This is a genomic window from Actinoallomurus acanthiterrae, assembly GCF_054775715.1.
Genome location: NZ_BAAHCO010000001.1, coordinates 3,759,929 through 3,784,484, shown reverse-complemented (window position 1 = coordinate 3,784,484; position 24,556 = coordinate 3,759,929). Strand labels below are relative to the sequence as shown.

The window sequence follows — 24,556 nt, the reverse complement described above, 5'->3', positions numbered from 1 at the left end:
ATCAGCCCTTGCACAGTTCGGCGGCGGTGTGCGACCCCGGCAGCTCGGCCTTGCTGAACCCGAACGGCTGGATGATGCCCAGCAGCCGGCCGTTCTGCTTCAGTTCGGTGAGCTTGCCGTTGAACGCGGAGAGCAGGTCGCTGTCCGCCTTGCGGAACGCGAACGCGCCGGCGCCGTACTGCGGCTTGCCGCCGATCATCGGGATGAACGACGGGGTGACCTCGTACGGCGCGCCCGCGTGCTTCTTCAGCGTGTCGACGAGGGAGATCCGGGTGAGCGCGATCGCGTCGATCCGGCCGGCCTTGAGCCCTTCGAAGGCGCTCGGCTGGTCGGCGAACGTCTTGACGTTGGCCTTCTTCACCCCGAGCTTCGTGGCGTAGTCGCCTTCGACGGCGCCGGTGAGCACGCCGAGCTTGACGTTCTTCTTCGCGGCGTCCTCGAACTTCAGGATCCCCTTGGGGTTGCCCTTGGGCACCATGAACCCGGTCGTCGCGATGTAGTCCGGGTCGGCGAAGGCGACCTGCGCGCACCGCTCCGGCGTGACGAACATCCCCGCGGCGATGACGTCGAAGCGGCGGGCCTGCAGTCCACCGATGAGGCCGGCGAAGTCGAGCTGGACGCCCTTGACATCGTTGATGCCGAGTTCCTTGAAGACGACCCGGGCCAGTTCGGGGGCCTCCCCGGTCAGTTTGCCGCTCGTGTCGGTGTAGCCGTAGGGCGACTCGTTCGCGAAGCCCACCTGGATGTAGCCCTGCTGCTTGGCACGGGCCAGGGTGCCGCCGCCCGAGCGTTCCGTTTTCGGGTCGGTGGTGGAGCAGGCGGCCGCGAGGGGGGCGGCGCCCGCGAGCAGCGCGGCGTTGCGGAGGAAGTCGCGTCGTGAGGTCATGGGGGGGCATCTCCAGTGTTCGGGGGCTGCCACGGCCGCCGGGCGTCGCCGGCGGCCGTGGTTCGGGGAGGTTTTTCGGCTACACGCCGACCGGTGTGAAGTCGCGGGCGGCGATGAACTCGGGACGTCGCGACGGAGCGGCGAAGGGCTCCTCGCAGGTGTTCTCCACGCTGTTGAACACGATGAAGACGTTCGAGCGGGGGAAGGGGGTGATGTTGCCGTTCGACCCGTGCATGCAGTTGCAGTCGAACATCGTCGCCGAACCGGCGGGCCCGGTGAACAGTTCGATGCCGTGCTTGTCAGCGAGGATCGACAGGCTGTCGGGGTCTGGGGTCCCGATCTCCTGGCCGCGCAGCGACTCCTTGTAGTGATCCGCGGGCGTCTCCCCCACGCAGGACACGAAGGTCCGGTGCGAGCCCGGCATGATCATCAAGCCGCCGTTGTGGACGAAGTTCTCCGTCAGCGCGATCGAGATGCTGACGGCGCGCATCCGGGGCATGCCGTCCTCGGCGTGCCAGGTCTCGAAGTCCGAGTGCCAGTAGAAGTCCTTGCCTTTGAAACCCGGCTTGTAGTTCACCCGGCTCTGGTGCACGTACACGTCCGACCCGAGGATCTGCCGGGCGCGGCCGACCACGCGGGGGTCCGTGACGAGCTCGGCGAACACGTCGCTGACCTTGTGCACCTCGAAGATCGACCGGATCTCGTCGGACTCGCGCTCGGTGACCGTCCGGTCGTCGCGCAGGACGGCCTCGTCGTCGGCGAGCCGCCGCAGCTCCGCGCGGTAACGCTCGACCTCTTCCGGGGCGAGCAGTTCGTCGACGGTCAGGAAGCCGTCGGCCTCGTACGCGACCAGGGTCTCCTGGTCGATCGGGCCGTCGGCGTTCCCGTGGACGACCGGGTCGGTGCGGTAGAGCAGGGCCGGCTCGCTGGCGCGGCGGGTGGGGTACTGGTCGTTCGGGCCGGGGGTGGGGCAGGCGTGCTCTGTCATCGCTTGCATTCCAATCGTGGCGTGGTCCGAGGGTCTGGATGGAAGAGGGCGGCTCCGTCGTTCCGGTTCAACGACGGCTCACGTCTCTTCGGTGATCAGCGGATAGACGCCGTTCTCGTCGTGCACCTCTCTGCCCGTCACCGGAGGGTTGAAGACGCAGACGGTGCGCAGATCCGTGTGGGCGCGGACGATGTGGTGCTCGTGCCCGTCGAGGAGGTACATGGTCCCGGGCTCGAGCCGGTACTTGTCACCGGTCTCCTCGTTGACGAGCTCGCCCTCACCGCCGATGCAGTAGACCGCCTCGATGTGGTTCGCGTACCACATCCGGGTCTCGGTGCCTGCGTACAGGACGGTCTCGTGCAGCGAGAATCCGACCTTCTCCTTCGCCAGGACGAGCCGACGGCTGCGCCAGGTCGGCGCCTCGACGTCGCGTTCGGTTCCGGTGATCTCCTCGAGCGTGCGCACGATCATTGGACCGCTCCTTCCGTGGGCGTGCGGGTGGATCAGGGGATGGCTCAGACGAGGACCGCGTCGACCGAGTCGGCCAGGATCTGCAGGCCTTCGGAGAGTTCGGCGGCGGTCGTGGTGAGGGGCGGCAGCAGCTTCGCGACCTCGTCCTCCGGGCCGGAGGTCTCCATCAGCAGGCCACGGTCGAACGCCGCGCGGCACACGGCCGAGGCGTTCTCCGGTTCGTCGAAGGCGATCCCCTGGGCCATGCCACGCCCGCGGGTGCCGGTGATCCGCTCTGGGTGGGTCGCCGCCATGCTCTTGAGCGCGCCTTCGATCTGGTCGCGCTTGGCGAGGGTCTGCTTCTCCATGCCCTCGTCGGTCCAGAAGTCCATCGCCGCGGCGGCGGTGACGAAGGCCGGTCCCGGCCCGCGGAAGGTGCCGTTGTGCTCGCCCGGCTCCCACACGTCGAGTTCCGGCCGGAGCAGCGTGACGGCGAACGGCAGGCCGTACCCGCTGAGCGACTTCGACAGGCACACGATGTCCGGGACGATGCCGGCGTCCTCGAAACTGAAGAACGGCCCGGTCCGGCCGCAGCCCATCTGAATGTCGTCGACGATGAGCAGGATGTCCTGCCGCTTGCACAGGTCCGCGAGTCCGCGGAGCCATTCCGGACTGGCCGCGTTGAGCCCGCCCTCGCCCTGCACGGTCTCGACGATGACGGCCGCGGGCGTGTCCAGGCCGCTTCCGCTGTCGCCCAGCAGACGCTCGAAGAAAAGGAAGTCGGGGGTCTGTCCGTCAAGGTAGTTGTCGAACGGCATGCGGACGGCGTGGTTCAAGGGGATGCCGGCCCCGCTGCGCTTCATCGAGTTTCCGGTGACCGCGAGCGCCCCGAGCGACATGCCGTGGAAGGCGTTGGTGAAGCTGACGATCGTCTCCCGGCCGGTGTACTTGCGGGCCAGCTTCAGCGCCGCCTCGACGGCATTGGTGCCCGCCGGCCCGGGAAACTGGACCTTGTAGTCGAGGCCGCGCGGCGCGAGGATCACCTCCTGGAACGTCTCCAGGAAGTCGCGTTTGGCGACCGTGTGCATGTCCAGGCTGTGCACAAGGTTGTCGTCGGCGAGATAGGTGATGAGCCGTTCTTTGATCACCGGGTTGTTGTGGCCGTAATTGAGGGTTCCGGCGCCGGCGAAGAAATCGAGGAAGGCACGGCCGTTCTCGTCGTACAAGTGGCTGCCGGAGGCTTTCTCGAAGACCGTCGGCCATCCCCGGCAGTAGCTTCGGACCTCTGACTCTAGGGACTCGAACACGTTCATGCGGTTTCTCACCCGTCTCCTGGTGGATTCAGCTGTCGAGTGGCCCGATTCGGTACAGCACCTCGGGGTCGTGGTCGCCGGGGAACAGGTCCGCGTTCAAGAGAGGCGTCCGCCGCAGCGCGACACCGCGTGCGCGGGCGAACGACGCGAACAGCCGGTCCGACGCGGTGTTGCCCGGCGTCACCGTCGCCTCGACGAACCGCGGCCCGCCGTCGGTCAGGTGGTCGAGCATCCGGCGTGCCAGCCCGCGTCCCCGCCATTCGGCGTCCACCGCGACCTGCCAGACGAACAGCGTCCCGGGGTCCTCGGGCCGGGAGAACCCGGTGATGAAGCCGCAGATCTCGTCCTCGGCTCGGGCCACGACCGAGGTCGCGGCGAAGTCCCGGCACCAGAGCACGTAGCTGTAGGGGGAATTGAGGTCGAGGGTCCCGGAGTCGCGGGCGACACGCCACAGGTGTCGGCCGTCCTCCAGACGCGGTGGACCGAATCCGATGTCGACGACGGAGGCGCGAGGGGACGGCCTGCGAACTTGTTCTGACGACATGGGTTACGAACTTAGCGAAGCGGTGACCGTGGGTTGTCCCGAGATCACGAGGCGCATGTTTGGCGAAGTGGAGGACGGGTACGAATCGAATTTTTCTGATCTCCGATATCGGACCGGTGGACCGATCCACCCGGAGCAGGGCCTGATATCAGCGGCCTGACCAGTGAGGACACGCGGCACCCGAGCGGGACCCACCGTCACACCCAGCCGGACAGGCCATCACTCCCAGTGGCCGCCTTTGCGCGACGAAGGACGTCCCGATCGGCGTCCGCTATGTGATGTAGTTCACACATTTATCGGCCATCCGAGTCGTCTCACCGAACGTCGCCGTGACCGAAGTCTCTCACCAAGCGCTAGTTTGACGTCATGCGCGTCCTCGTCACAGGCGGATCGGGATTCGTCGGCTCGTACGCCATCCGTGCCCTGCTCGTGGCCGGCCATCAGGTACGGGCGCTGGTGCGCGATCCCGGCCGGGCGGCCAAGGTCCTCGGCGCGATCGGCGTGGAGGCCGAGACCGTGGAGATGTACCCCGGCGACATGCTCGACGAGAAAGCCGTCGCCCTCGCCCTCGACGGGTGCGACGCCGTCGTGCACGCCGCCGCCGCACTCGGAGTCACCGACGCCCGTACGGACGTCATGGAGGTCAACGTCGCCGGCACGCGGACCGTGGTCGGCGGCGCGGTCGCCCGGGGTCTCGACCCGGTGATCCACGTGTCCACCATCGCGGTGTTCGTGCCGCCCGCGGGGCCGGTGATCCGGGCGGACGACCCACTGGCGCGCCCACGGACCGACTACGGCCGGTCGAAGGTCGCGGCCGAACGCTACGTGCGCGGCCTGCAGGACGACGGCGCGCCCGTCACGATCTTCTACCCCGGCGGCGTGATCGGACCCCGGCAGCCGCGCCTGGACGCGATGATGGAGGGACTGGCCGGTGCCCTCGACCTGGTCTGGCCGATGCCTCGCGGCGGCGTGTCGCTCGTCGACGTCCGCGACCTCGCGGAGGCGCTGACCCGCGCGATCGCCCCCGGCCACGGGCCGCGGCGGTACACCCTCGGCGGGCACTACCTGACCTGGCCGCGGCTGGCGGACCGATGCGACGCGCTCACCGGCGTACGCTGCCGCCGGCTCGCCGTCCCCGCGGGGCTCATGCTCGCGCTCGGCTCGCTTCTCGACGCCGTCAAGCGCGTACGCCCCTTCGACTACCCGCTGACCCGGGACGCCGCGGAGTTCATGGTCACGCTCGTGCCCTCCGACGACACCCCGGCCGTCGACGCACTCGGCCTCACCCTCCGGCCGGTGGAGGAGAGCCTGACGGACGCCCTGCGCTGGCTCGCCGCGGCCGGGCACCTCTCCCCCGCCCGGGCCGGCCGTCTGGCAGATCATGAAGCCCCCGTCGGCACTCCGAGTGCCTCGGACAGAAAGGCAGGACCCGTCATGCCACGAAGCAGGATGAAGGCCATGGTCACCGCGCCGGTCGCGCGGATGGCCGGATCCGCGTGGTTCGCGAAGGTCGGGCCGAAGGTGGTACCGCCGCTGGACCGTGCCGTGCACCGGCTGACCGGCGGCCGCTTCCTCATGGGGCAGTACGTCGTGCCGACCCTCCTGCTGACGGCCGTCGGGCACCGCAGCGGCCTGCCCCGCCAGACGCCGCTGGCCTCCCTGCCCGAAGCGGACGGCTCCTTCTTGGTGGTCGGCAGCAACTTCGGGCGTGAGAACCACCCCGCGTGGACGACCAACCTCCTGAACCGGCCCGAGGCGGAGGTCAGCTACCGGGGCCGTACGGTCCCGGTCACCGCGCGGCTGCTGGAGGGCGCCGAGCGCGCCGAGGTCTGGCCACGGCTGCTCCAGACATGGCCGACGTACAGCAGGTACGTTGAGCGGTCAGGACGAGAGCTGCGAGTCTTCCGCCTCAGCCCGCGGGACTGAGGCCCACAAGCCGCGGGACTGAGGTCCGCGAGCCGCAGGGCTGAAGACCCGCGAGACGAGACGGCGCCCCTCCGGAGGTCCGGAGGGGCGCCGTTCGCGTTCTCTCTGTCTGGGTCAGGCGGCCACGGCGTCGCGGGTCGTGGCCGGCTCCAGCGCCAGGTCCAGGACGTCCCGGACGTCGCTGACCGGGTGGACGGTCAGCTGCTCCAGGACCTCGGCCGGCACGTCGTCCAGATCCGGCTCGTTGCGCTTCGGGATGACCACCGTGGTGATCCCCGCCCGGTGCGCGGCGAGCAGCTTCTGCTTGACCCCGCCGATGGGCAGGACCCGCCCGGTCAGGGACACCTCACCGGTCATCGCCACGTCCGCGCGGACCAGCCGCCCGGACAGCAGCGAGGCGAGCGCCGTCGTCATCGTGATGCCCGCGCTCGGCCCGTCCTTGGGAACGGCCCCGGCCGGGACGTGGACGTGCACGCCGCGTTCCTTCAGGTCGCCGACGGGCAGCTCCAGCTCCGCGCCGCGCGACCGCAGGTACGACAGCGCGATCCGCGCCGACTCCTTCATCACGTCGCCGAGCTGGCCGGTCAGGGTGACGCCCGTGTCGCCGGTCTCCTTGTCGGCCAGCGACGCCTCGATGTAGAGCACGTCGCCGCCCGCTCCGGTGACCGCCAGCCCGGTCGCCACGCCCGGCACCGCCGTACGCCGCTCGGACTCGTTCAGCGACGTCTCCGGCGTGAAGCGCGGACGGCCGAGGTAGTCGCGCAGGTCGTCGGCGCCGACCGTCACCGGCAGCGTCCTCTCCGCCAGCGCGACCTTCGCCGCGACCTTGCGCAGGACCCGGGCGATCCCCCGCTCCAGGCTCCGCACGCCCGCCTCCCGCGTGTACTCGGCGGCGAGCAGCCGCAGCGCGTCGTCGCCGATCGTCACCTCGTCGGCGGTCAGGCCCGCCTTGTCGAGCTGACGCCGCAGCAGGTGGTCGCGCGCGATGGCGACTTTCTCGTCCTCGGTGTAGCCGTCGAGGGAGACGAGCTCCATGCGGTCCAGCAGCGGTTCGGGGATGGTCTCCAGCGCGTTCGCCGTGGCGAGGAAGACCACGTCCGACAGGTCGAGCTCGACCTCCAGGTAGTGGTCCCGGAACGTGTGGTTCTGCGCCGGGTCCAGCACCTCCAGCAGCGCCGCCGTCGGGTCGCCGCGGTAGTCCGCGCCGACCTTGTCGATCTCGTCGAGCAGCACGACCGGGTTCATCGTGCCCGCCTCGCGGATCGCCCGGACGATACGGCCGGGAAGCGCGCCGACGTACGTCCGCCGGTGACCGCGGATCTCGGCCTCGTCCCGGACGCCGCCGAGCGCGACACGGACGAACTTCCGGTCCATCGCCCGCGCGACACTTTCTCCGAGCGACGTTTTTCCGACCCCAGGCGGCCCGACCAGGGCGAGGACGGCGCCGGACCGCCGGCCGCCGATCACGCCGAGTCCGCGGTCCTCACGCCGCTTGCGCACGGCGAGGTACTCCACGATCCGCTCCTTGACGTCGTCGAGCCCCGTGTGGTCCTCGTCGAGGATCTGGCGGGCGCCCGCGATGTCGTAGGCGTCCTCGGTCCGCTCATTCCAGGGAATGTCCAGGACCGTGTCCAGCCACGTACGGATCCAGCCGCCCTCCGGCGACTGGTCGGAGGTCCGCTCGAGCTTGTCGACCTCCTTCAGGGCCGCCTCCCGGACCTTCTCCGGCAGGTCGGCCGCCTCGACGCGGGCCCGGTAGTCCTCCTCCTCGGAGGACGGGTCGCCGTTGAGCTCGTTCAGCTCCTTGCGGATCGCGGCGAGCTGCTGGCGGAGCAGGAACTCCTTCTGCTGCTTCTCCACGCCCTCCTCGACGTCCTTACGGATCGTCTCGGCGACGTCCAGCTCCGCGAGGTGCTCCCGGGTCCAGCCGATCGTGAGCTCGAGACGCTCGGTCACGTCGGCGGTCTCCAGGATGCGCACCTTCTGCTCGGCGCTGAGGTACGAGGCGTAGCCCGCCCGATCGGCCATCACCGACGGGTCCTCGATCTGCTGGATCATGTCGACGACCTGCCAGGCGCCGCGCTTCTCCAGCACCCCGACGACGAGCGCCTTGTACTCCTTGGCCAGTTCCTCGGCGCGGGTGCCGAGACCGGTGTCCTCGACCTCGGTCCCCTCGACCCACAGGGCCGCGCCGGGACCGGTCGTCCCGGAACCGATGCGGACGCGGGCGACACCACGGACGACAGCGCCGGGTCCGCCGCCGGGCAGCGTGCCGATCTGCTCGACGACGCCGAGCGTGCCCACGGCCGCGTACTTGCCGTTCAGCCGGGGCACCAGCAGCACTCGCGGCTTCTCCTCCGACCGGATGCCAGGGCCTCGGGAGACGGCGGTCGCGCGCGCGGCGTCGATCGCCGCCCGCACGTCGCTCTCCGACAGGTCGAGCGGTACGACCATCGCGGGCAGTACGACCTCGTCGTCGAGCGGCAGCACCGGCAGGGTGACGATCTTGCTCATCAGGCCTCCAAAGCTTGAGTCACTCACACTCAAGAAAGAAGAGTCCCGATAAATTTCCGCAGGTCTGTTCGCCGTGAGCGATCACGCGAATCGCGCCCCTGGCCGTTCCGGGCGAAGACCGCCAAATTCGGATACAGGCTGCCATCGGGCGTGCTCACGGGTCAGCACGGCTAGAAATCGCGCCAGTCGTCGAACCAGTCGGCGGCGCGGGCGTCGGGGATGCCGGCTCGAGCGGCCAGGTCCATGAAGGCGTCGCCGGCCTGCTCGCGCCGCAGGGTGTCGATGATGCCGTGGCGCTCGTCGATCGCGTTGAGCCTCTCGACCAGTCTTTGGAGCGTCGCCTCGGCGGTGCCGGAGTCCCGCTCGATGCCGCGGAGGGCGTCGCCGTAGGCTTTGCAGGCGGCGGCGCCCGCGCGTTCGTCGTCGTCCACCCAGTCGCGCAACGGGTTGGTCAGGTTGACGGCGAGCCAGGTGTCGGACTTGGCGCCGTGTAGGGAGAGGGTCGTGGCCGACTTCCGGTAGCGGGCGCGGAGGTCCTTCGCGACGCTCTTCCGTACTCCGTTGATCGTGAAGTGGCGGAGGACACCCGGCGCGGGAAGGGCTTCGACGTCCTCCAAGCCGTAGGCGTCCGTCAGCTGAAGCGACTCAAGATGGTCGAACACGCCCAGGGTCTCGGGGTCGGTGAGCGTCCCGGGTGGTCCCGACCATCGGATGTGCAGGCTCTCCAGATCGGCGAGCTCTTCGAGGCCGGTCAGCGTGGCCTCCCCCTGGACGTTGAGGCGAAGGTCTCGGACGCCGGTGAGCCCGGCCGGGATGAAGGGCTGGGACGTCGTCAGTCTGATCCACCGGCCGTCGTCTTGGGCGACGACCTCGGTCGGCGCGTTCGGCAGGGTGAGGTGCATCAGTCCGGCCGGCAGATGAAGGGATTTCGGTGCGCTGCCGTGAAAGGAGAGGTCGGTGAGGGCCGTTTCGGTGAGGTCGACCGCGGTCGGCGGATCCGTCCAGTACAGATCCGAGACGACGGGCTTGGCGACGAGGAAGCCGAGCAGGCCGCGTTCCTTCCCCTCCCAGCTGAGCTTGGTGAGCTGGGGAAGCGCGTCCAGGGTCGCCCAGCGTACGGATCCGTGGTCTCGGAGGTCGAGAAGGTTCGTGCCCGTCGGTCGTTCTGTTGGTCCTTCGCCGAGGTCGATCTCCACTGGCTGTGAAAGGTGGTTCTCCGCGGCCTTGTACGCCTGCTTCGCCTCAGGAGGCAGTCGCTGGTCCCACCTTCTCTGCAGGACGGCCTGCTGGGCCAGGTACGACCAGCCGCTGTAGGACGACGTCTCGTTCGGGGTGTCAGGGTGCAGGGGCACCTTGCCCAGCCAGGTGAGCCCCGGCGGCTGCGGGGCCGATGAGTCGATCGAGATATGGGCGGGACGGCCTTGGTGTGCGTGGTGGTCGAGCCACCATGGCCCTGCCGCGCTCAGGTCGTCCAGAGTTGGTACGCCGTCCGAGTACCAGGCCAGGAGGCACACGGAGAGTCTCTTCTCCTCCACCATCGTGACCTGGCAACCGCCGTACCCGCCAAGGGGCAACGGCATCGCCGCGATGTCACCGACCCTCAACGCACACCTCCAGTCGCGAAATCCGCAGGATAGAGGAAGCGCGGTAGCGACAATCTCTTATCGTGCGTTGCGCAGCTTGAGGATGTAGGTCGCGGTAAGCGCGACGGCACGGTCTTCGTCATGTGACAGGTCCACGAGGGCGCGTGACGTCGTGATCCCCGGGATGTCCGCGAGCGCCTCCGTCAGCCGTCGGCGTGCGGAGGGTTCCATGGTGCCGTCGGCGAGGCAGCCGACGAGCCTGGTGGCGATCTGATCCGCCAACGCGGGATCACTCGCCAGCGCGCCCAGCGCATCGGCCGCATCGGCGTCGTGCGCCTCTTCGAGGATCATGTCGGTGAGCGTCGGAACCGCGTCGGCCACTCCACGTGCTCCGAGCGCCAGGGCCGCGCGCCTGCGGACCACGATGTGGGAGTTCGTGAGGGCGTCGTGCAGCAGCGCGGTCGCCGCACCGCCCGGAATCTCGGCGATGGACTGGACGGCGCGTTCGCGCACCTCGGCCACTGGTGAGCCGAGGCCCTCCGCCAGCAGCGCCAAGCCGTCATCGCCCGATTGCGCCAGGGCCCATCGAAGGGCTCCGGCGACATTCGGGTCCGTCTCGCTCAACGCCGCCTCGACCAGAGCCTCCACCGGCACCGGAACCTCTTCGACCGAAGATAGAGCCGCGCGCTGGCGCTTCCCGGCGCTCTCCGACCCCAAGGCGTGGAGGAGCGCGACGACCTGGAGGACGTCCTCCCAGCCGGCGGGTTCCGCGGCATCGATCCGACGGAGTCGCGTGAGCAGCTCCGTCTCAGCCGCGATGCGTTCTCGCGTCTGGCGGATGAGGTCGTCGATGAGCTCCGAGGGCTTGAAGCCGGGATCGTCCAGCGCAGACCCGACGTCACGCAGCGACAGTCCCAAAGACCGCAGACTCTCGATATGGAAGATTCGCCGGATGTCCTCGCTGGAGTACGCGCGATAGCCGGCCTCGGTACGGCCCATGGGCCGCACCAGGCCGAGCGACTCGTAATGCCTGAGCATGCGGGCGCTGACGCCGGACCGTCGTGCCACATCACCGATCAACACTGCCCATCACCCCTCCTGGCCGGTCGCGCCGAGGGCCACGACGCGCTTCGCCTCCTCGATCGCGAGCTCGAATCCGGCATCCGGGTCGCGGAACAGCCGTTCCGTGGCGATCGCGTGCTGACGCACGCGAGGGTCCAGATCCGTCATCGCGGCGCGCAGGGTCGGCATGATCGCTTCACCGAGCGCTATCAGCGCCCGGCTGAGGCTCAACTGCGTCCCACGCTCGCCGCGCCCGAGCTGCGTCGCCAACACTCCGGCCAGCTCTGATTCTTCACCTTCGGGCACGAGTACGACCGCTGCCCGCCACGCGCTCCGCGCCACCTCGTCGTCGGCGTCGGTCAGCAGCGCCCGGGTGATCGCCGGCCACGCCTGCCGATCCCCGATCTTGGACAGCGTGTGCAACGCCTGGCTTCGTGCCTGCGCACGCTCCGAGCGGAGTTCATCGATGAGCTTCGGGACCGTCGTCGACGATGGGTGGCGGGTGAGCGCCCACGTGAGCATCTCGCGCACGAAGAATTCGGGCTCGATCGCGCATCGTTCGATCAGCTTGTCGACGAACCTCGGGTCCGGGGTCGTACCGACCGCCATCGCCGCCCGCATCCGCACCGACGAACCGCTGTTCTCCAACCCCTGGAGAGCTCGCGTCGTGTTCGTGTCCTCTTCCGGCATGGTCATCGGGACCACCTCCTCGGCCACAGTGAAAGCCTTGTCACTGTGTCAAGGTCAAGCGGAGCCACTCCGGTTCGGCACCCCCGGTCATACCGGGACCTCAGGGAGACGGTGAGTCGCCTGCGGCGTCACCGCCGAGAAGGTCTCCGGGAGGTCGTGCGCGCGCTCGGGCGGCAGCCGTCGCGGGCCGACCACCTTGAGCAGGCGCAGCGCCTCGTACGACGGCGTGCCCGGAGCGGCGGTGTACAGGACGACCCGCTGGTCACGGTCGGGTACGACCAGGTAGTCGACCTGCGTCTCGACGCGGCCCACGACGGGATGGTCGATCCGCTTGACGGAGCTGCGGCGAACCCGCACCTCGCGCTCGGCCCACATCGCGGCGAGTGCGGGGACCGCGTTCACCTCGGCGACGAGTTCCCTGATCCCCGGATCTCCGGGGTACTTCGCGACCGCCGCCCTCAGGTCGGCGATGCAGTCACGGACGAACCGCTCGTCGTGCCCACCGCCGTCGCGGCAGAAGCGCCGGATCACGTTGCGCTCGCGCGGAGGCAGCGCCGCGAAGTCGCGGATGAGCGCGGCGGCCAGGTCGTTCCAGGCGAGAATGTCGGACTTGGCGTCCATCACGTACGCCGGCGTGTCATCCAGCCGATCGAGCATCCGCAGCACGCCCTGCGGCACGTCCTGCGGAGGCCCCTCCGGCGGGCGCGGCTGCTCGTCCGCCAAGTGGTACAGGTACGCCCGCTCGTCGTCGGTCAGCAGCAGCGCCCTCGCCAGCGAACCGAGCACCTGCCGGGACGGGCGCGGGCCCCGCCCCTGCTCCATCCGGATGTAGTAGTCGACCGAGATGCCGGCGAGACGGGCGACCTCCTCACGGCGCAGGCCGGGAGTGCGCCGGCGTCCGCCGGCGGGCAGCCCGGCGTCCTCCGGCCGCACCTTCGCGCGCCGGTCCCGCAGGAACACCGCCAGTTCTCGCTTGTCCACCTCTCCAGGATCACCGACGCACGGCCTGGTGGCGAGCCACGAAGGTGGTACCGGCGATCCCAGCCTCCTCGGGTCTCTCCCGGCGGCTCCCGGCCGGCGGCAAGGTCGTGGCCATGAACATCTCTCTGATCACCGGAGCCAACAAAGGAATCGGATTCGAGATCGCGCGTGGTGCCGGCGGCACCGTCCTGGTCGGCGCACGCGACGAGGAGCGCGGCCGGACCGCCGAGCGCGCGCTGCGCGACGAAGGGATCGAGGCGCGGTTCGTCCACCTGAACGTGACCGACCAGGCGAGCGTCGAGTCCGCCGCCAAGTGGATCCAGGCCGAATACGGCCGGCTGGACGTCCTGGTCAACAACGCGGGCGTGTCGCTGACCCGCGTGGCGCCCAGCGAGACCTCGGTCGACCTGCTGCGCCGCACGTACGACACCAACGTCTTCGGCGTCGTCACGGTCACCAACGCCATGCTGCCGCTGCTGCGCGGTGCACCCGCCGGCCGGATCGTCAACGTGTCGAGCGAGCTGGGCTCCCTGACCCTGAACAGCGACCCCGAGTCGCCGTTCAAGGAGGCCAACCTGCTCGCGTACAACTCCTCGAAGGCCGCCGTGAACATGATCACCGTGTGCTACGCGAAGGAACTGGGGGACACCCCGATCAAGGTCAACGCGGTCAACCCCGGATACTGCGCCACGGACCTGAACGACCACACCGGCTTCCGTACGGCCGCCCAGGGCGCGGCACCGGCGATCCAGGCGGCGCTGCTGGGCGAGGACGGCCCGACCGGGACGTTCTTCGGAGACGACGGCCCTCACCCGTGGTGACGGGTCGCCGCAGGAGACCCTGACACCACCGGCGATACTGAGGCTCGCCCCGCTCGCCTTGGAGGCCGACCATGCCCGCCGATCCCCCGTCGAGTCACCGCGCCATCGAGAACCTGATCGCGCGCTACGCCGAACTCGTGGACGACGGGGACTTCGCCGGGCTGGACGGCCTGCTCGCCGACGCGACCTTCGTGGGAAGCTCGGCACCGGTGAGCGGCCGCGGTGAGATCGAGAAACTGTTCCGGGACACAGTGATCGTCTACGACGACGGCACGCCGCGGACCCAGCACGTCACCACCAACCTCGCCATCGAGGTCGACGAAGAGGCCGGCACCGCGACGGCGCGATCGTACGTCACCGTGTTGCAAGCGGTGTCCGATCTGCCGCTGCAACCCATCGCCGCCGGCCGATATCAGGATCGCTTCGAGCGCCGCGACGGCCGGTGGCGATTCGTGGAGCGCCGCGTCCGCATCCGCCTCGTCGGCGATGTCAGTCGCCATCTCCGCCAGGCAGCCGCACAGGCGTAGCGTCCCGGAGAGCGAAGTCGGTCTGCCGTGTGACAACGGCTTCTGCCGCCGCCGGTGACATCGAGTATCCGGGACGCCGTCAGCCTGCGGCGGCCGTGCCGCACAAGAAGACGGCACCGTCGAGCATGGCCGGGGTCACGCGGACTCCGGTGAGCCGCTCGGCCAGCGCGAAGGCGGCCGTCGTGGTCGGACCGATGTCCTCCCGGTCCTCGTCCAGGTCGAAGCCGATCTGCGTCATGTCCTCGAGGAGGGCGTCCGGGGTGCTGCCCTCCCGGCGGTAGGCGAACAGGGGCTCGAAGTCCAGCCGGATGTCGCCGTCCTCGATCCAGTGGAAGCTGCCGAAGGCGTTGCCGCCGTTGTAGCGGTGCGAGACCAGCCGGGTCCCCGCCGAGACCGGTGTCACGACGGAGGGAGTCACGCCCAGATGGCCGTTCACCTCCAGCGCCAGGGTCCAGTCCCCGCCGTCCCCGGCCACCGTCATGGCGCCGATGAACTGAACGTCGCCGTAGTGCGGCGCGTCCCAGTATTGAAAGGAGAGGTCGGTGAACTCCTCGGCCAGCTCCAGGGCGTCGAACATGATCCGCGCACCGAGCCGATCCATGAACTCCCGCGGCGTGACTCCGCGTACGAGGGTCAGACAGTACGCCGAGAACAGACCGGCGTCCTCGTCGGCCTCGATCCACGCGTAGTCGGCTGCGACGGCCGCAGGCCGCCCGGCGTTCGATGACATGGGGTCAAGGTTAGAAGCGTGCCGCGCCCCGCTCATGCGCGAAGGAGGGTCACCTGACGTCCCGTCGGAGTGCGGGCGGTGCCGAGGGCGGTGCGGTCCGGCAGGGGCTGGGCGTTCGGCCGGCGATCGAAGATGATGAGGGTGCCGGTGTCCAGGCCCAGGCGGTCGAGGTAGCCGTCCAGCTGGGTCAGGCCCTCCGGCAGCGGGTCGCGGCGGCCGGGGTGGTGGACCTTCAGTTCGACGGCCTCCCACTGCGAGGTGGGTTCGCCGTTCGCGTCGGTGCAGGGCCAGCGGACGACGACGTCGATACGGCCGCGTCCGACGCCGTACTCGCGGTCGATGCAGCCGCCGCCGTTGACGACGCGGTGCAGGAAACCCAGGAAGACCAGTTGGCAGGCGGCCTCGTGGTAGGTCTCCCGGCTGGACAGGATCTCCCCGTGCAGCTTCCAGAAGACCACGAACTCCTCCAGAAGCCTGCCGAAATCCAGGCGGCCCTCGGCGGTGACGAAGCTGCGCGGTTCGGCGGTGACGATCGATTCGGTGTTCCCAGCCAGGACGCGGAGGATCACTTCCTGGTAGATGGGGTTGGCCACCTGTACGGGTTGAGCCCGGGAGATCAGGCCGAGATCTCGTGCGTACGACAGGTCCTCGTGGTACGTGGCGTCCTGGTCGGGCAGCTCGCCCGCGATGAGAGGTTCGATGAGGCGCTGTATGCGCGGCTCGTGGAGACGAGCCACCAGGGAGTCCAGGTGGGTGGCCCTGGTGACGATCAGTCGCTCGACGGCCTGGTCCATGTGCGCGTCGGTGATCGGCTCCGGCGGCGCGATCCCCATCGCCTGTATCGTCTCGTCGGCCAGCGCGTTCACCAGCCAGGGCTGGCCTTGGCTCGCCTCGAACGCGCGCTGCACCGCCGACGCGGTGAACTTCTGTCCGGTGGCCGACGTGTGCTGTTCGTAGAGCTCGGCCACTTCATCGACGGTGAAGTCGTCGAGGCGCAGGGAGGCGGCCTTGATGTTGAACGGGCTCGAGGTCCCCAGCCGGTCCGGATCTCCTCCCGAGGCCGCCTTGTACTCACGTACGTCCCGCAGCCCGCACAGTACGACCGAATGCGGGAAGGGCGCGGGCCGGGCTGTGTAGCCGTCGCGCAGCTGGCTCAGCACACTGATCAGGCTGTCGCCCCGCAGTGCGTCGATCTCGTCGAAGAAGAGCACCAGCGGCAGCGGGCACCGCTCAGCCCAGACGGCCAGGCCGCGCCGCAGCATCGATCCCGGGGAGGTCTCCGGCCACGGATCCGGAGGCATCTGGTCCGCCGGCACGTTGCCGGCGGTCGCCCTTTCCCGGATCGCCTGCAGCACCATCCGCTCGGCCGCCGCGTAGTCGTCGCCCGCCGCCCTGGCCCGCTCGCACGAGAAACGCACCGCGAGGTGACGACCCTCGCGGGTGAGCTGACCGGCCAGCGCCGCGAGCGTGGTCGTCTTCCCCGTCTGACGGGGCGCGTGCAGCACGAAGAACCGGCCCTGGTCGATGAGCGTCCGAGCCTGCGGCAACCGCGGCTGCGGCGGCAACAGGTAGTGCCGGTCGGCCAGACATGGCCCCGTGGTGTTGAAATACTTCACGCTCCGTAGGCTATCGGACACGCTGCGACAGCGGGTCTTGATCGCTCATTCGGGCTCTCGCGCGCTCGTGCCGTTCAGCCGACGTGTTCGTTCAGGTTGAACGTCGCCCGGTACGCCGACGGCGACGTGCCGAGGTGCCGCTGGAACTGGGCACGCAGGGTGGCGGCGGTCCCGAATCCGGATCGACTGGCGATGCGGTCGATCGGCAGGTCCGTGGTCTCCAGGAGCTCCTGCGCCAGGAAGATCCGTTCGCGGGCGAGCCATCGCTGTGGGGTCATCCGCGTGCGCGCGGAACTGCCGGATCAGGCTGCGATGGCTCACTCGGGCGTGCCGGGCGAGGTCATTGACGGCGATGTCGCGCCCGAGGTTGCGCCGCGCCCAATCCTGCCGGAAGCAGCGCGGGATGGGCGTACCTGTACGCCGCGGGAATCCTCGCCACGGCCGTCACGGCGAATCTCGCCGGTGCCCGCGTCGGGCGCACTCTGCAACTGGCACTCGCCGGCGGAGTGGCCGCCGTGTTGGTGCTCGCGAGCGTCGCCGCCGTCCCCCACGTGAGCGCGTCGCGGCTGCACCCGCTCGCACCGCACGGTCTGCACGGCGTCGGGTCGGCGATCGTGGTGCTGTTCTTCGCCTTCGCCGGCTGGGAGGCGGTGGCTCACCTGGTGGGCGAGTTCCGGAACCCGGCACGCGACGTCAAGCGGGCGACGTGGGCCACGCTCGTGATCGTCACGCTGCTCTACCTCGCGGTCGCCACCGCGGTGGTGGCCACCGGCACGTACGGCAGCACCACCATCGACCACCTGGCGATCGGCACGCTGCTGCAGGACGGATTCGGTGTCAGCGCACGGGTGGCGGCGGCCGTCGCCGCTCTCGTGATCAGTCTCGGAACCACGAACGCCTTCGTCGCCGCGGTCTCCCGGCTCTGCTACGCGCTTGCCCGCGATCGCTGGCTCCCGGCGCCCTTGGGGGCGGTGAACCGGCACAACGTTCCCGTCGGCGGCGTCGGCGCGGTCGGCGCGGTCGGCGCCGCCGGACTGGTCCTCGCGTGGCTGTGCGGCTGGGGGACGCAGCAGATCGTCTTCGTGCCGTCCACGCTCGTCATCGCCGTCTATCTGTCCGGCACTGCGGCGGCGGTCAAACTCCTGCGGGGCCGCGCGCGAGGGATCGCCGTGGCCGGGATGCTGCTGACCGCGTGCGCGCTGCCGTTCGCGCTGGCGCACCTGCTGGTGCCGGTCATCGTCACCGCCCTCGCGCTCGGCTGCCGGCTGCTCTGCCGGACCTCGTCCGCCGGCCCCTCGCCGCGCCCTCGCTCTCAAGAACGGCAGCCGACCTCGTGATAGAACGGCACGCGGCGGAACTGCCAGGATCGACGCATGTCCCGCCACCGCCTGCGCGCCACCTTCGACGGCGTCGCCGCCCTGTACGAACAGGCACGCCCGGACTACCCGGCCGAGCTGTACTCCGACCTGCTCGCGCTCACGAGTGTCGAGCCGTTCGCGCGGCTGCTCGAGGTCGGGTGCGGCCCGGGGAAGGCCACGCCGCCGCTGGCACGCAGGGGTTTCCAGATCACCGCGATCGAGCTCGGCGGCGCGCTGGCGGCGGAGGCGCGACGCCGGCTCGCCGAGTTCCCCGGCGTCTCGGTGGTCACCTCATCGTTCGAGGACTGGAGTCCGCCGGCGGGCGCCCGTTTCGACCTCGTCTACGCGGCCACCGCATGGAAGTGGGTGGATCCGGAGGTCAGGTACGCACAGGCCGCCGCGGTCCTCCCCCGAGGCGGCCACCTGGCCGTATGGAACGCCGAGCACGCCTTCCCCGCCGACTTCGACCCGTTCTTCACCGAGATCCAGCAGGTCTACGACGAGCTCGGCGAAGGCGACGGTTCCCCCTGGCCGCCGCCACGGCCCGAGGAGCAGCCCGACCCCTTCGCCGCCGAGTTCGAGGCGTCCGGGCTCTTCACCGTCGCCGCGACACGGCGGTATCTCTGGGCCCGGCGCTACACCGTGGAGCAGTACATCGCCCTGCTGAACACCTTCTCCGGCCACATCGCCATGGAGCCGGCCACCCGCGACCGCCTCTACGACGAGATACGCCGCCGGCTCGCCGACCGCCCGGACGGACGACTCACCCGCCACTGGTCGTCCGTCCTCACCGTCGGCCGACGCCTATGAGTGCCGACCGGAGTACGGGGCCGTCGCGCCGCGTCGCCGGTCCGCGGTGACCGGCAGCGGGTCACCCTCGGCACGAGCGGGCCGTCCGTCTCGTACGGGACGGACGACGCCGACGATCGCGAGGGCGGCGACGGCGATGAGACAGAGCCAGGCGAAGGCGTCGCCGATCAGGTCGTAGATCGTCGTTCCGCCGCGCGTCGGCACGTACGCCACGGTCGTCTGCTGATCGGTGGCGAAGTAGTCCGTGGTGGCCAGGACGCGTCCCTGCCGGTCGAAGGTCGCGGACACGCCCTCCGAGTCCTGGCGAACGAGTGCGTACCCGCCTTCGATGGCGCGCAGCGCGGCCTTCTCGGTGTGCGCGCGTCCGTACTGCCGCCAGTCGTGCGAGGGCACGAGCATGATGTCCGCCCGCACCCGCATCAGGTCGGGGAAGTCGGCGTCGTAGCAGATGACGTTCGCGATCCGGCCGTACGGCGTGTCGACGACCGGCACGCGCCCGTCGCCGGGGGTGAACGTCTCCGAACCGGTGATCGGATGGGCCTTCTGGTAGGTCCACAGGACCTTTCCGTCGGGGCCGATGAAGACCGTCTCGTCGCGCCCGTAGGCGGGCGCGGTCGTGCTGTAGACGCCCAGGCCGATCTCGAGATAGATCCTCGACCTGCGGGCCTCGTCCTGCGCCGCCGCGATGCTGGAGTGCTCATCGGCCTCGAGCGCCTTGACCCCCTCTTCGGGCCAGACCACGATCTTGGCGCCGGCCTGGGCCTCCCGGCGGGTGGCCGCGAGCAGGTCGTCCTCCACCGCCTTCATGGCGGGCTCGACCGCGGAGGGAGGCGCGGCGGCGACGTCGCGGCGGCTGCCGGGGATCCGCCCGATCGCCGCCTGCTGGGCCTCGATCACCTCCCTGCCGGGGCTGATGCCGGCGATCCGGACCGTCGCGCCGTTCCCCGGGGAGAAGGCGAGCCGGGCTCCGCCGCCGAGGATGACGACGGACAGCACGGTCCCGTACGCGACGCCGCTGCGGGCCGACCGCCACGACGGGCTCTCCCAGAAGCGGTTGACGACGCTCGCGAACCAGGCGATCAGGAATCCGATCCCGTACGACCCGATGATCGAGGTGACCTGGAGCAGTGGCAGGTCGCCGTACTGGGTGACGGTCAGGGAGCCGTAGGCCGTGCCGAACGGCGACAGCAGCGTGATGAGGAATTCCGATCCGGCGATCGCCGCCGGAAACGTCAGCACCGACATCCAGGGGCGCAACCGGCCCACGAGCAGCCGGTCGAGAAGGAACGGCAGCATCTGCAAGGTGCCGAGTCCGGCCGCTCCCGCGACGATGACGGGATTGAAGCCCATATCCGATTCGAATATCCAGAAGACCGCCGCGGCGACGTTGGCCAGCAGGATCCATATGGCGCCCGACCAGGCCCGGCCGGTGCGGACGAACCGCAGCAGCAGGACGGGGAAGATCCAGGCGGCGAGGGGGATGTCCCAACGGCCGCCGACCGCGAACAGCATCGCCGCGGTGCCGAGCGCCAGCAGCGAATATCGCATCCATGTCGGCGTCGTACGCCGGTCGTCGTCCATTTCTTCATCGGTCCTTTCAGGCGGCGTGGGATGGCGTCGGTTCGGAGGGTTCGTGGGACGCGATTCGAACGTAGGAGAGCCGATGGGCCCTCGGCGTCGTCCGCGGCACCGATCTCTCGCCGGTCCGCGCAACTTTGGATGCGGCCCCGGGAATGAGCACGTGAGCGCGCGGATCGCCTAGCGTTGCCGTCGGACATGACGACTTACGTGACGGCCGGTCTGCGCGGTGCGCGCGCCTGGATCACCGGCAGACCATGGCTGACCGACATCGCGCTCGGCGGCGGGCTCACCGTGTTCGACGTGGTGACGTTGCTGGGCAGGACGCCGACGCCGAGCGCGGCCGGACTGGCGCTCTGGGGACTGCAGACGGTCCCGCTGTTCTGGCGGCGGCACCGCCCTCGCCTGGTGCTGGCGGCGGTGACCGTGGGCTTCGTCCTCTTCGAGGTGATCGACCCGGTGCCGGGGAAGACGCCGGGGCCCTACTTCCTGATCTTCGCCGTGTTCGCGCTGGCCCGGTGGGCCCCGGCGACGGTGAGCGTGCCGGGGACGCTGCTGTCCCTCGCCACCGCGGTGACGACGGAGCTGCTCACCGGCCGATCCGGGCCGCTCCGGCTCGACTCCCTCGAACCGGACACCGCGACGGCCTTCGTCGCGTTCCTGTCCGTCGCCTGGCTTCTCGGGTACGGGGGACGGCGGATCGACCTCGACGCCCGCCGGCTCCGGGACCAGGGCGACCGGCTCCGCGCGCAGCAGGAGATCAACGCGCGGCAGGCCGTCGTCACCGAACGGGCCCGCATCGCCCGCGACCTCCACGACGTCGTCGCGCACCACGTCAGCGCGATCGCCGTGCAGGCGCGCTCCGCCGAGGACGTGCTGGAGGACGATCCGCGGCTCGCCGTGCGGGGCGTGACGCGCATCGCCGAGACGGCCGACGTCGCCCTCGTCGAGATGCGCCGCATCCTCGGGCTGCTCGCCGCCCAGCGGGAGGACCCCGGCCCCGAGCCCTCCCTTCGCCACGTCGACCGGCTCTTCGCGGCGGCGGAGGCGACCGGCTGCCGCGTGGCGGCGACACTCGGGCCGTCGATCGACGCGGTTCCACCCGCGGTCCAGGTCTCGGCCTACCGGATCCTGCAGGAGGCGCTGACCAACGTGATCAAGCACGCCGGGCCCGCCGACGTCCGGGTCGGCCTGCGCGTCGCCGACGCCGCGCTGACCGTCGAGGTGGAGAACGGGCCGGCCGCCGCGGTCCACCGTCCCGTACCCGGCTCCGGCCGAGGACTGATGGGCGTCCGCGAACGCGTCCTGGCCTTCGACGGCGCCCTGGAAGCCGGTCCGCGACCGGACGGCGGGTGGCGGGTCCACGCCACGCTCCCCTGCCAGGGGGTCCGATGACGATCCGGGTGCTCCTCGCCGACGATCAGGAGATGGTCCGGGCGGCGCTCCGTGCCGTCATCGACCGCCGCGAGGACCTGTGCGTCGTCGGTGAGGCCGCCGACGGCGGGCAGGCCGTCGACGCGGCGTTCCGCCTGCGGCCCGACGTCGTGGTCATGGACGTCCGCATGCCCGGCATGACCGGCGTCGAGGCCACCCGCCGGATCCTCACCGGATGGCCGCCTCCCGACCCCTCGCCCCGCGTGCTCGTGCTCACCACCTTCGACCTGGACGAGTACGTGCACTCCGCGCTGCGCGCCGGCGCCTACGGCTTCCTGCTGAAGAACAGCCCGCCCGACGAGCTCGCGCACGCGATCCGCGTCGTCGCCGGCGGCGAGGCCATGCTCGCCCCGAGCGTCACCCAGCGGCTCATCACGACGTTCGCCGGGTTGCCCCTCGGCCTCCTCCCCGGCGCGCCGGCCCCCGCAGCGGGGAATCGCGGACTCATCGACGCGCTCACCGAACGCGAGCTGGAGGTCCTCATCCTCGTCGCACGGGGGCTGTCCAACCTGCAGATCGCCGATGCGCTCGGGCTGACGCAGGCCAACGTGAAGAGCCGCGTCAACCGCATCCTCACCCGCCTCGGCCTGGACAACCGCGTCCAGGCCGCGATCCTCGCGTACGAGACGGGCCTGCTCCCCCCGCGCGACGAGACGTAGCGCCGCCCGGACGGTGAGGATGGCGCCATGACATCTCTCGATCATGCGGAGCGGCACCGGCCGGCCGTACGGCCGTCGACCGCCGAAGACGTCACGTGGGTACGGGAGGTTTTCACCGAGCGCTGGGGAGGCGTGATCTCGGTGAGCCGGGGCGTCGCCCATGACACGACGGCGCTGCCCGCCTTCATGGCCCACCTCGACGGGGACCGGGCGGGAGTGGCCACCTACCGGGTCGACGGGCAAGAGTGTGAGCTCGTCACGCTCGACTCCGTACGGGAAGGCGCCGGCGTGGGCACCGCGCTCGTGGACGCCGTGGCCGGGGCCGCCCGCGCGGCGGGGGCGGCCCGGCTGTGGCTGGTGACGACCAACGACAACCTGCGGGCGCTGCGCTTCTACCAGCGGTACGGCTTCGACCTCGTCGCCGTGCACCGGGACGCCGTCGCCCGGTCGCGCGCGCTGAAGCCGTCGATCCCCGAGGTCGGCCTGGACGGCATCCCGATCCGCCATGAGCTGGAGCTCGAACTCCGGCTCCACCGGTGAGCGTCAGAGCGGTTCGCGGTACCAGCGGCGGTGCACCCATGGCTCCACCACGAGGACGCCGACGGCCGCCGTGAGGGCCGCCGTCCAGATGAGCCAGTCCCGGGAGCCGAGGCCGGCGGCCGCCACCGCCGCCGCCACCACGGCGGGGCGGACGAGGGTGAGCGGCCCGAGCCCGACCAGGATCACGAACGTGCTCTCCCGCATGGGCAGCAGCCAGTACGCCGCGAGCGAGATGATCACGACCGCGGCGTAGGGCGCCATCACGACGAGCATCCTCGTCCCGGCCTCGACCAGATCCCGGTACCGGTGCCCCTCTCCCGCCGCTCCGGTCAACGACACGGCGGCGGTGACGGCGAGGCCCGGCACCGACACGGCCGCGCCCCGCCGGGCCGCCGCCAGGGCGTAGTCCCGCTTGTGGATCCGCGCGTTACGCCCCGTCGCCGCGCGGAAGCCGGCGAAGGCCCCGTCGACGACGGCCAGGCCCGCCAGAAGCGCGGGGACCATGACGGCCGGAATCGGAAGCCCCATCACCGGCCGGCCCCCTCAAGGCCGTCGTCGGCATCCCCCCGCACGACCGCCTCCCGCGCGCCACGGTCCCTCTCCCGCACACCGTCGGCCCCGACGAGGCCGCGTGCCCGCCGGCCGAGCGCGCGCCGTACCTCGTCGACCAGGTCGGGGCGCAGCCCGACGACGGGCCGCATCGAGGCGCAGAACGGATTGGTGTGCCGGATCGGCTCGAACAGGAAGACGCGCATCCCGGTCGCCCGCGACGCGGCGTCCAGGAGCACCCGGTCGCCGTGCGCCCGCTTCGCCGAGGCGACCCCGTCGTGCCGGCCCAGCGGCTCGCGCATCCGGGCGCGGTGGAACACCCGTGCCCCGAGCGGAGCCAGGCGGGTCGCCGCGATGTCGTAGTGCACGAACCCGGCGGTGCCCGGCCGATCCTGGGCCTGGAAGAACCCGGCCAGCGACTCGGCGGGGAAGTGATGCAGGACTCCGCTGGAGATGTAGAGCGTCGCCGGCTCGGTGAGGTCGAAGGCGTCACCGCGGATGAACCGGCAGGTCAGTCCCTCGGCCCTGGCGAGCCTGGCGGCCTCGGCGACGAGGACGGGGTTGAAGTCGACCCCGACCAGCTCGACGTCGCCGCCGAGTTCGCCCGACGCGGCCAGGGCCCTCGTCACGTACCCGATGCCGCACCCCACGTCGACGATCCGCGGCGGACCGGCTCCGGCCCGGCGCGCGGCGGCGACCAGCGGCGCCAGCAGTTCGGCGAACCGGCGCGCCATGTGCAGCTCCTCTGCGAGCCGCTGCAGTTCGGTGTGGACGCGCACGAACAACCGGTCCACGGCGGCGGGCTCCAGGAGCTCCCCCGAGGCGGGCATCCGCTCGACGATCCGCACGGCACGCATGTGCCCCGCCGCACGCAGCCGCGCGATGACGTCGCGCTTGACGATCGGCGCACGGTCTCCGGTCACCGGGTCCCATGCGCCGATCAGGTCGGAGATCTCCAGGACGGGCATGGTCGGACCTTAGCCCGCGGAGGTCCCTT

The 24,556-nt window shown here is 70.5% G+C and carries 24 protein-coding genes; 8 read left to right on the top strand and 16 right to left on the bottom strand.

All coding sequences use genetic code 11. The features are described from left to right. Position 1: 1 nt before the first annotated feature. The 5 genes from ehuB to ectA form a co-directional block, all read right to left on the bottom strand. Complete coding sequence (ehuB, locus tag ACYVF7_RS18400) at positions 2–886, bottom strand: ectoine/hydroxyectoine ABC transporter substrate-binding protein EhuB (protein WP_460341636.1); 885 nt, start codon at positions 884–886, stop codon at positions 2–4. A 79-nt stretch (positions 887–965) separates the two neighbouring features. After that, positions 966–1,874 carry an ectoine hydroxylase gene (gene thpD, locus ACYVF7_RS18395; RefSeq protein ID WP_460341633.1) on the bottom strand — a complete coding sequence of 303 codons (909 nt, stop codon included), beginning with the start codon at positions 1,872–1,874 and terminating at the stop codon, positions 966–968. 78 nt (positions 1,875–1,952) lie between these two features. Further along, complete coding sequence (locus ACYVF7_RS18390) at positions 1,953–2,345, bottom strand: ectoine synthase (protein WP_460341630.1); 393 nt, start codon at positions 2,343–2,345, stop codon at positions 1,953–1,955. 44 nt (positions 2,346–2,389) lie between these two features. Further along, a complete protein-coding gene (gene ectB, locus ACYVF7_RS18385) occupies positions 2,390–3,637 on the bottom strand; it encodes a diaminobutyrate--2-oxoglutarate transaminase (protein ID WP_460341627.1) in 1,248 nt (415 codons plus the stop codon). Positions 3,638–3,665: 28 nt separating this feature from the next. Further along, entirely contained in the window at positions 3,666–4,181 is a 516-nt protein-coding gene (gene ectA / locus ACYVF7_RS18380) for a diaminobutyrate acetyltransferase (protein ID WP_460341624.1), read from the bottom strand. A 366-nt stretch (positions 4,182–4,547) separates the two neighbouring features. Here ectA and ACYVF7_RS18375 point away from each other — a divergent pair, with 366 nt between their 5' ends. Continuing rightward, positions 4,548–6,107, top strand: a complete 1,560-nt coding sequence (locus tag ACYVF7_RS18375) for a nitroreductase family deazaflavin-dependent oxidoreductase (protein ID WP_460341621.1) — start codon at positions 4,548–4,550, stop codon at positions 6,105–6,107. A gap of 114 nt (positions 6,108–6,221) precedes the next feature. Here the strand turns inward: ACYVF7_RS18375 and lon are convergent, their stop codons facing one another. The 5 genes from lon to ACYVF7_RS18350 form a co-directional block, all read right to left on the bottom strand. Then, positions 6,222–8,621, bottom strand: a complete 2,400-nt coding sequence (lon, locus tag ACYVF7_RS18370) for an endopeptidase La (protein WP_460341618.1) — start codon at positions 8,619–8,621, stop codon at positions 6,222–6,224. Between the two features lie 170 nt (positions 8,622–8,791). Further along, complete coding sequence (locus ACYVF7_RS18365; RefSeq protein WP_460341616.1) at positions 8,792–10,201, bottom strand: hypothetical protein; 1,410 nt, start codon at positions 10,199–10,201, stop codon at positions 8,792–8,794. 81 nt (positions 10,202–10,282) lie between these two features. After that, positions 10,283–11,287: a MerR family transcriptional regulator gene (locus ACYVF7_RS18360; protein ID WP_460341612.1), complete on the bottom strand. Its 1,005-nt coding sequence runs from the start codon at positions 11,285–11,287 to the stop codon at positions 10,283–10,285. 6 nt (positions 11,288–11,293) lie between these two features. Next, positions 11,294–11,962, bottom strand: coding sequence for a HEAT repeat domain-containing protein (locus ACYVF7_RS18355; protein WP_460341609.1), 669 nt, complete (start codon positions 11,960–11,962; stop codon positions 11,294–11,296). 81 nt (positions 11,963–12,043) lie between these two features. Next, positions 12,044–12,937 (bottom strand): helix-turn-helix transcriptional regulator, encoded by an 894-nt coding sequence (locus tag ACYVF7_RS18350; RefSeq protein ID WP_460341606.1) that lies wholly within the window; start codon positions 12,935–12,937, stop codon positions 12,044–12,046. 113 nt (positions 12,938–13,050) lie between these two features. On the opposite strand from ACYVF7_RS18350, the gene ACYVF7_RS18345 reads away from it, so the two are divergent. Both ACYVF7_RS18345 and ACYVF7_RS18340 read left to right on the top strand, forming a co-directional pair. Further along, positions 13,051–13,758, top strand: coding sequence for an SDR family oxidoreductase (locus ACYVF7_RS18345; protein ID WP_460341604.1), 708 nt, complete (start codon positions 13,051–13,053; stop codon positions 13,756–13,758). 71 nt (positions 13,759–13,829) lie between these two features. Next, positions 13,830–14,285, top strand: coding sequence for a nuclear transport factor 2 family protein (locus ACYVF7_RS18340; protein WP_460341601.1), 456 nt, complete (start codon positions 13,830–13,832; stop codon positions 14,283–14,285). 79 nt (positions 14,286–14,364) lie between these two features. Here ACYVF7_RS18340 and ACYVF7_RS18335 read toward each other — a convergent pair whose 3' ends face one another. The 3 genes from ACYVF7_RS18335 to ACYVF7_RS18325 all read right to left on the bottom strand — a co-directional run bounded on the left by ACYVF7_RS18335 (position 14,365) and on the right by ACYVF7_RS18325 (position 16,909). Next, positions 14,365–15,015 (bottom strand): DUF6461 domain-containing protein, encoded by a 651-nt coding sequence (locus tag ACYVF7_RS18335; protein WP_460341599.1) that lies wholly within the window; start codon positions 15,013–15,015, stop codon positions 14,365–14,367. 32 nt (positions 15,016–15,047) lie between these two features. Continuing rightward, positions 15,048–16,631: an ATP-binding protein gene (locus tag ACYVF7_RS18330; protein ID WP_460341596.1), complete on the bottom strand. Its 1,584-nt coding sequence runs from the start codon at positions 16,629–16,631 to the stop codon at positions 15,048–15,050. Between the two features lie 74 nt (positions 16,632–16,705). Next, positions 16,706–16,909: a helix-turn-helix domain-containing protein gene (locus tag ACYVF7_RS18325; RefSeq protein WP_460341593.1), complete on the bottom strand. Its 204-nt coding sequence runs from the start codon at positions 16,907–16,909 to the stop codon at positions 16,706–16,708. A gap of 135 nt (positions 16,910–17,044) precedes the next feature. Between ACYVF7_RS18325 and ACYVF7_RS18320 the strand changes: the two genes are divergently transcribed. Together ACYVF7_RS18320 and ACYVF7_RS18315 are read left to right on the top strand one after the other, a co-directional pair. Further along, positions 17,045–17,968 carry an APC family permease gene (locus tag ACYVF7_RS18320; RefSeq protein ID WP_460357991.1) on the top strand — a complete coding sequence of 308 codons (924 nt, stop codon included), beginning with the start codon at positions 17,045–17,047 and terminating at the stop codon, positions 17,966–17,968. Between the two features lie 36 nt (positions 17,969–18,004). Continuing rightward, positions 18,005–18,799 carry a class I SAM-dependent methyltransferase gene (locus tag ACYVF7_RS18315; RefSeq protein WP_460341590.1) on the top strand — a complete coding sequence of 265 codons (795 nt, stop codon included), beginning with the start codon at positions 18,005–18,007 and terminating at the stop codon, positions 18,797–18,799. Here ACYVF7_RS18315 and ACYVF7_RS18310 read toward each other — a convergent pair. After that, the gene (locus tag ACYVF7_RS18310; protein WP_460341587.1) at positions 18,794–20,380 is read right to left on the bottom strand and encodes a nitrilase-related carbon-nitrogen hydrolase; all 1,587 of its coding nucleotides are present in this window, start codon (positions 20,378–20,380) and stop codon (positions 18,794–18,796) included. The genes ACYVF7_RS18315 and ACYVF7_RS18310 overlap by 6 nt on opposite strands. 195 nt (positions 20,381–20,575) lie before the next feature. Between ACYVF7_RS18310 and ACYVF7_RS18305 the strand changes: the two genes are divergently transcribed. Genes ACYVF7_RS18305 through ACYVF7_RS18295 form a run of 3 tightly spaced genes read left to right on the top strand, consistent with a single transcriptional unit; the run spans position 20,576 to position 23,010 of the window. After that, positions 20,576–21,772, top strand: coding sequence for a sensor histidine kinase (locus ACYVF7_RS18305; protein ID WP_460341584.1), 1,197 nt, complete (start codon positions 20,576–20,578; stop codon positions 21,770–21,772). Next, positions 21,769–22,470, top strand: a complete 702-nt coding sequence (locus ACYVF7_RS18300; protein ID WP_460341581.1) for a response regulator — start codon at positions 21,769–21,771, stop codon at positions 22,468–22,470. The genes ACYVF7_RS18305 and ACYVF7_RS18300 overlap by 4 nt, the downstream gene beginning before the upstream one ends. A gap of 27 nt (positions 22,471–22,497) precedes the next feature. Next, positions 22,498–23,010 (top strand): GNAT family N-acetyltransferase, encoded by a 513-nt coding sequence (locus tag ACYVF7_RS18295; RefSeq protein WP_460341578.1) that lies wholly within the window; start codon positions 22,498–22,500, stop codon positions 23,008–23,010. 3 nt (positions 23,011–23,013) lie between these two features. Here ACYVF7_RS18295 and ACYVF7_RS18290 read toward each other — a convergent pair whose 3' ends face one another. Further along, positions 23,014–23,538: a hypothetical protein gene (locus tag ACYVF7_RS18290; RefSeq protein ID WP_460341576.1), complete on the bottom strand. Its 525-nt coding sequence runs from the start codon at positions 23,536–23,538 to the stop codon at positions 23,014–23,016. After that, positions 23,538–24,527 (bottom strand): class I SAM-dependent methyltransferase, encoded by a 990-nt coding sequence (locus ACYVF7_RS18285; RefSeq protein WP_460341573.1) that lies wholly within the window; start codon positions 24,525–24,527, stop codon positions 23,538–23,540. Before ACYVF7_RS18285 ends, ACYVF7_RS18290 begins: the two co-directional genes overlap by 1 nt. Between the last annotated feature and the right edge of the window lie 29 nt (positions 24,528–24,556).

Excerpts from the sequence above, each read along its gene's own strand:
- ehuB (WP_460341636.1), bottom strand. The coding sequence starts at position 886 with ATGACCTCACGACGCGACTTCCTCCGCAACGCCGCGCTGCTCGCGGGC.
- thpD (WP_460341633.1), bottom strand. The coding sequence starts at position 1,874 with ATGACAGAGCACGCCTGCCCCACCCCCGGCCCGAACGACCAGTACCCC.
- ACYVF7_RS18390 (WP_460341630.1), bottom strand. The coding sequence starts at position 2,345 with ATGATCGTGCGCACGCTCGAGGAGATCACCGGAACCGAACGCGACGTC.
- ectB (WP_460341627.1), bottom strand. The coding sequence starts at position 3,637 with ATGAACGTGTTCGAGTCCCTAGAGTCAGAGGTCCGAAGCTACTGCCGG.
- ectA (WP_460341624.1), bottom strand. The coding sequence starts at position 4,181 with ATGTCGTCAGAACAAGTTCGCAGGCCGTCCCCTCGCGCCTCCGTCGTC.
- ACYVF7_RS18375 (WP_460341621.1), top strand. The coding sequence starts at position 4,548 with ATGCGCGTCCTCGTCACAGGCGGATCGGGATTCGTCGGCTCGTACGCC.
- lon (WP_460341618.1), bottom strand. The coding sequence starts at position 8,621 with ATGAGCAAGATCGTCACCCTGCCGGTGCTGCCGCTCGACGACGAGGTC.
- ACYVF7_RS18365 (WP_460341616.1), bottom strand. The coding sequence starts at position 10,201 with ATGCCGTTGCCCCTTGGCGGGTACGGCGGTTGCCAGGTCACGATGGTG.
- ACYVF7_RS18355 (WP_460341609.1), bottom strand. The coding sequence starts at position 11,962 with ATGACCATGCCGGAAGAGGACACGAACACGACGCGAGCTCTCCAGGGG.
- ACYVF7_RS18345 (WP_460341604.1), top strand. The coding sequence starts at position 13,051 with ATGAACATCTCTCTGATCACCGGAGCCAACAAAGGAATCGGATTCGAG.
- ACYVF7_RS18340 (WP_460341601.1), top strand. The coding sequence starts at position 13,830 with ATGCCCGCCGATCCCCCGTCGAGTCACCGCGCCATCGAGAACCTGATC.
- ACYVF7_RS18335 (WP_460341599.1), bottom strand. The coding sequence starts at position 15,015 with ATGTCATCGAACGCCGGGCGGCCTGCGGCCGTCGCAGCCGACTACGCG.
- ACYVF7_RS18325 (WP_460341593.1), bottom strand. The coding sequence starts at position 16,909 with ATGACCCCACAGCGATGGCTCGCCCGCGAACGGATCTTCCTGGCGCAG.
- ACYVF7_RS18315 (WP_460341590.1), top strand. The coding sequence starts at position 18,005 with ATGTCCCGCCACCGCCTGCGCGCCACCTTCGACGGCGTCGCCGCCCTG.
- ACYVF7_RS18310 (WP_460341587.1), bottom strand. The coding sequence starts at position 20,380 with ATGGACGACGACCGGCGTACGACGCCGACATGGATGCGATATTCGCTG.
- ACYVF7_RS18305 (WP_460341584.1), top strand. The coding sequence starts at position 20,576 with ATGACGACTTACGTGACGGCCGGTCTGCGCGGTGCGCGCGCCTGGATC.
- ACYVF7_RS18300 (WP_460341581.1), top strand. The coding sequence starts at position 21,769 with ATGACGATCCGGGTGCTCCTCGCCGACGATCAGGAGATGGTCCGGGCG.
- ACYVF7_RS18295 (WP_460341578.1), top strand. The coding sequence starts at position 22,498 with ATGACATCTCTCGATCATGCGGAGCGGCACCGGCCGGCCGTACGGCCG.
- ACYVF7_RS18290 (WP_460341576.1), bottom strand. The coding sequence starts at position 23,538 with ATGGGGCTTCCGATTCCGGCCGTCATGGTCCCCGCGCTTCTGGCGGGC.
- ACYVF7_RS18285 (WP_460341573.1), bottom strand. The coding sequence starts at position 24,527 with ATGCCCGTCCTGGAGATCTCCGACCTGATCGGCGCATGGGACCCGGTG.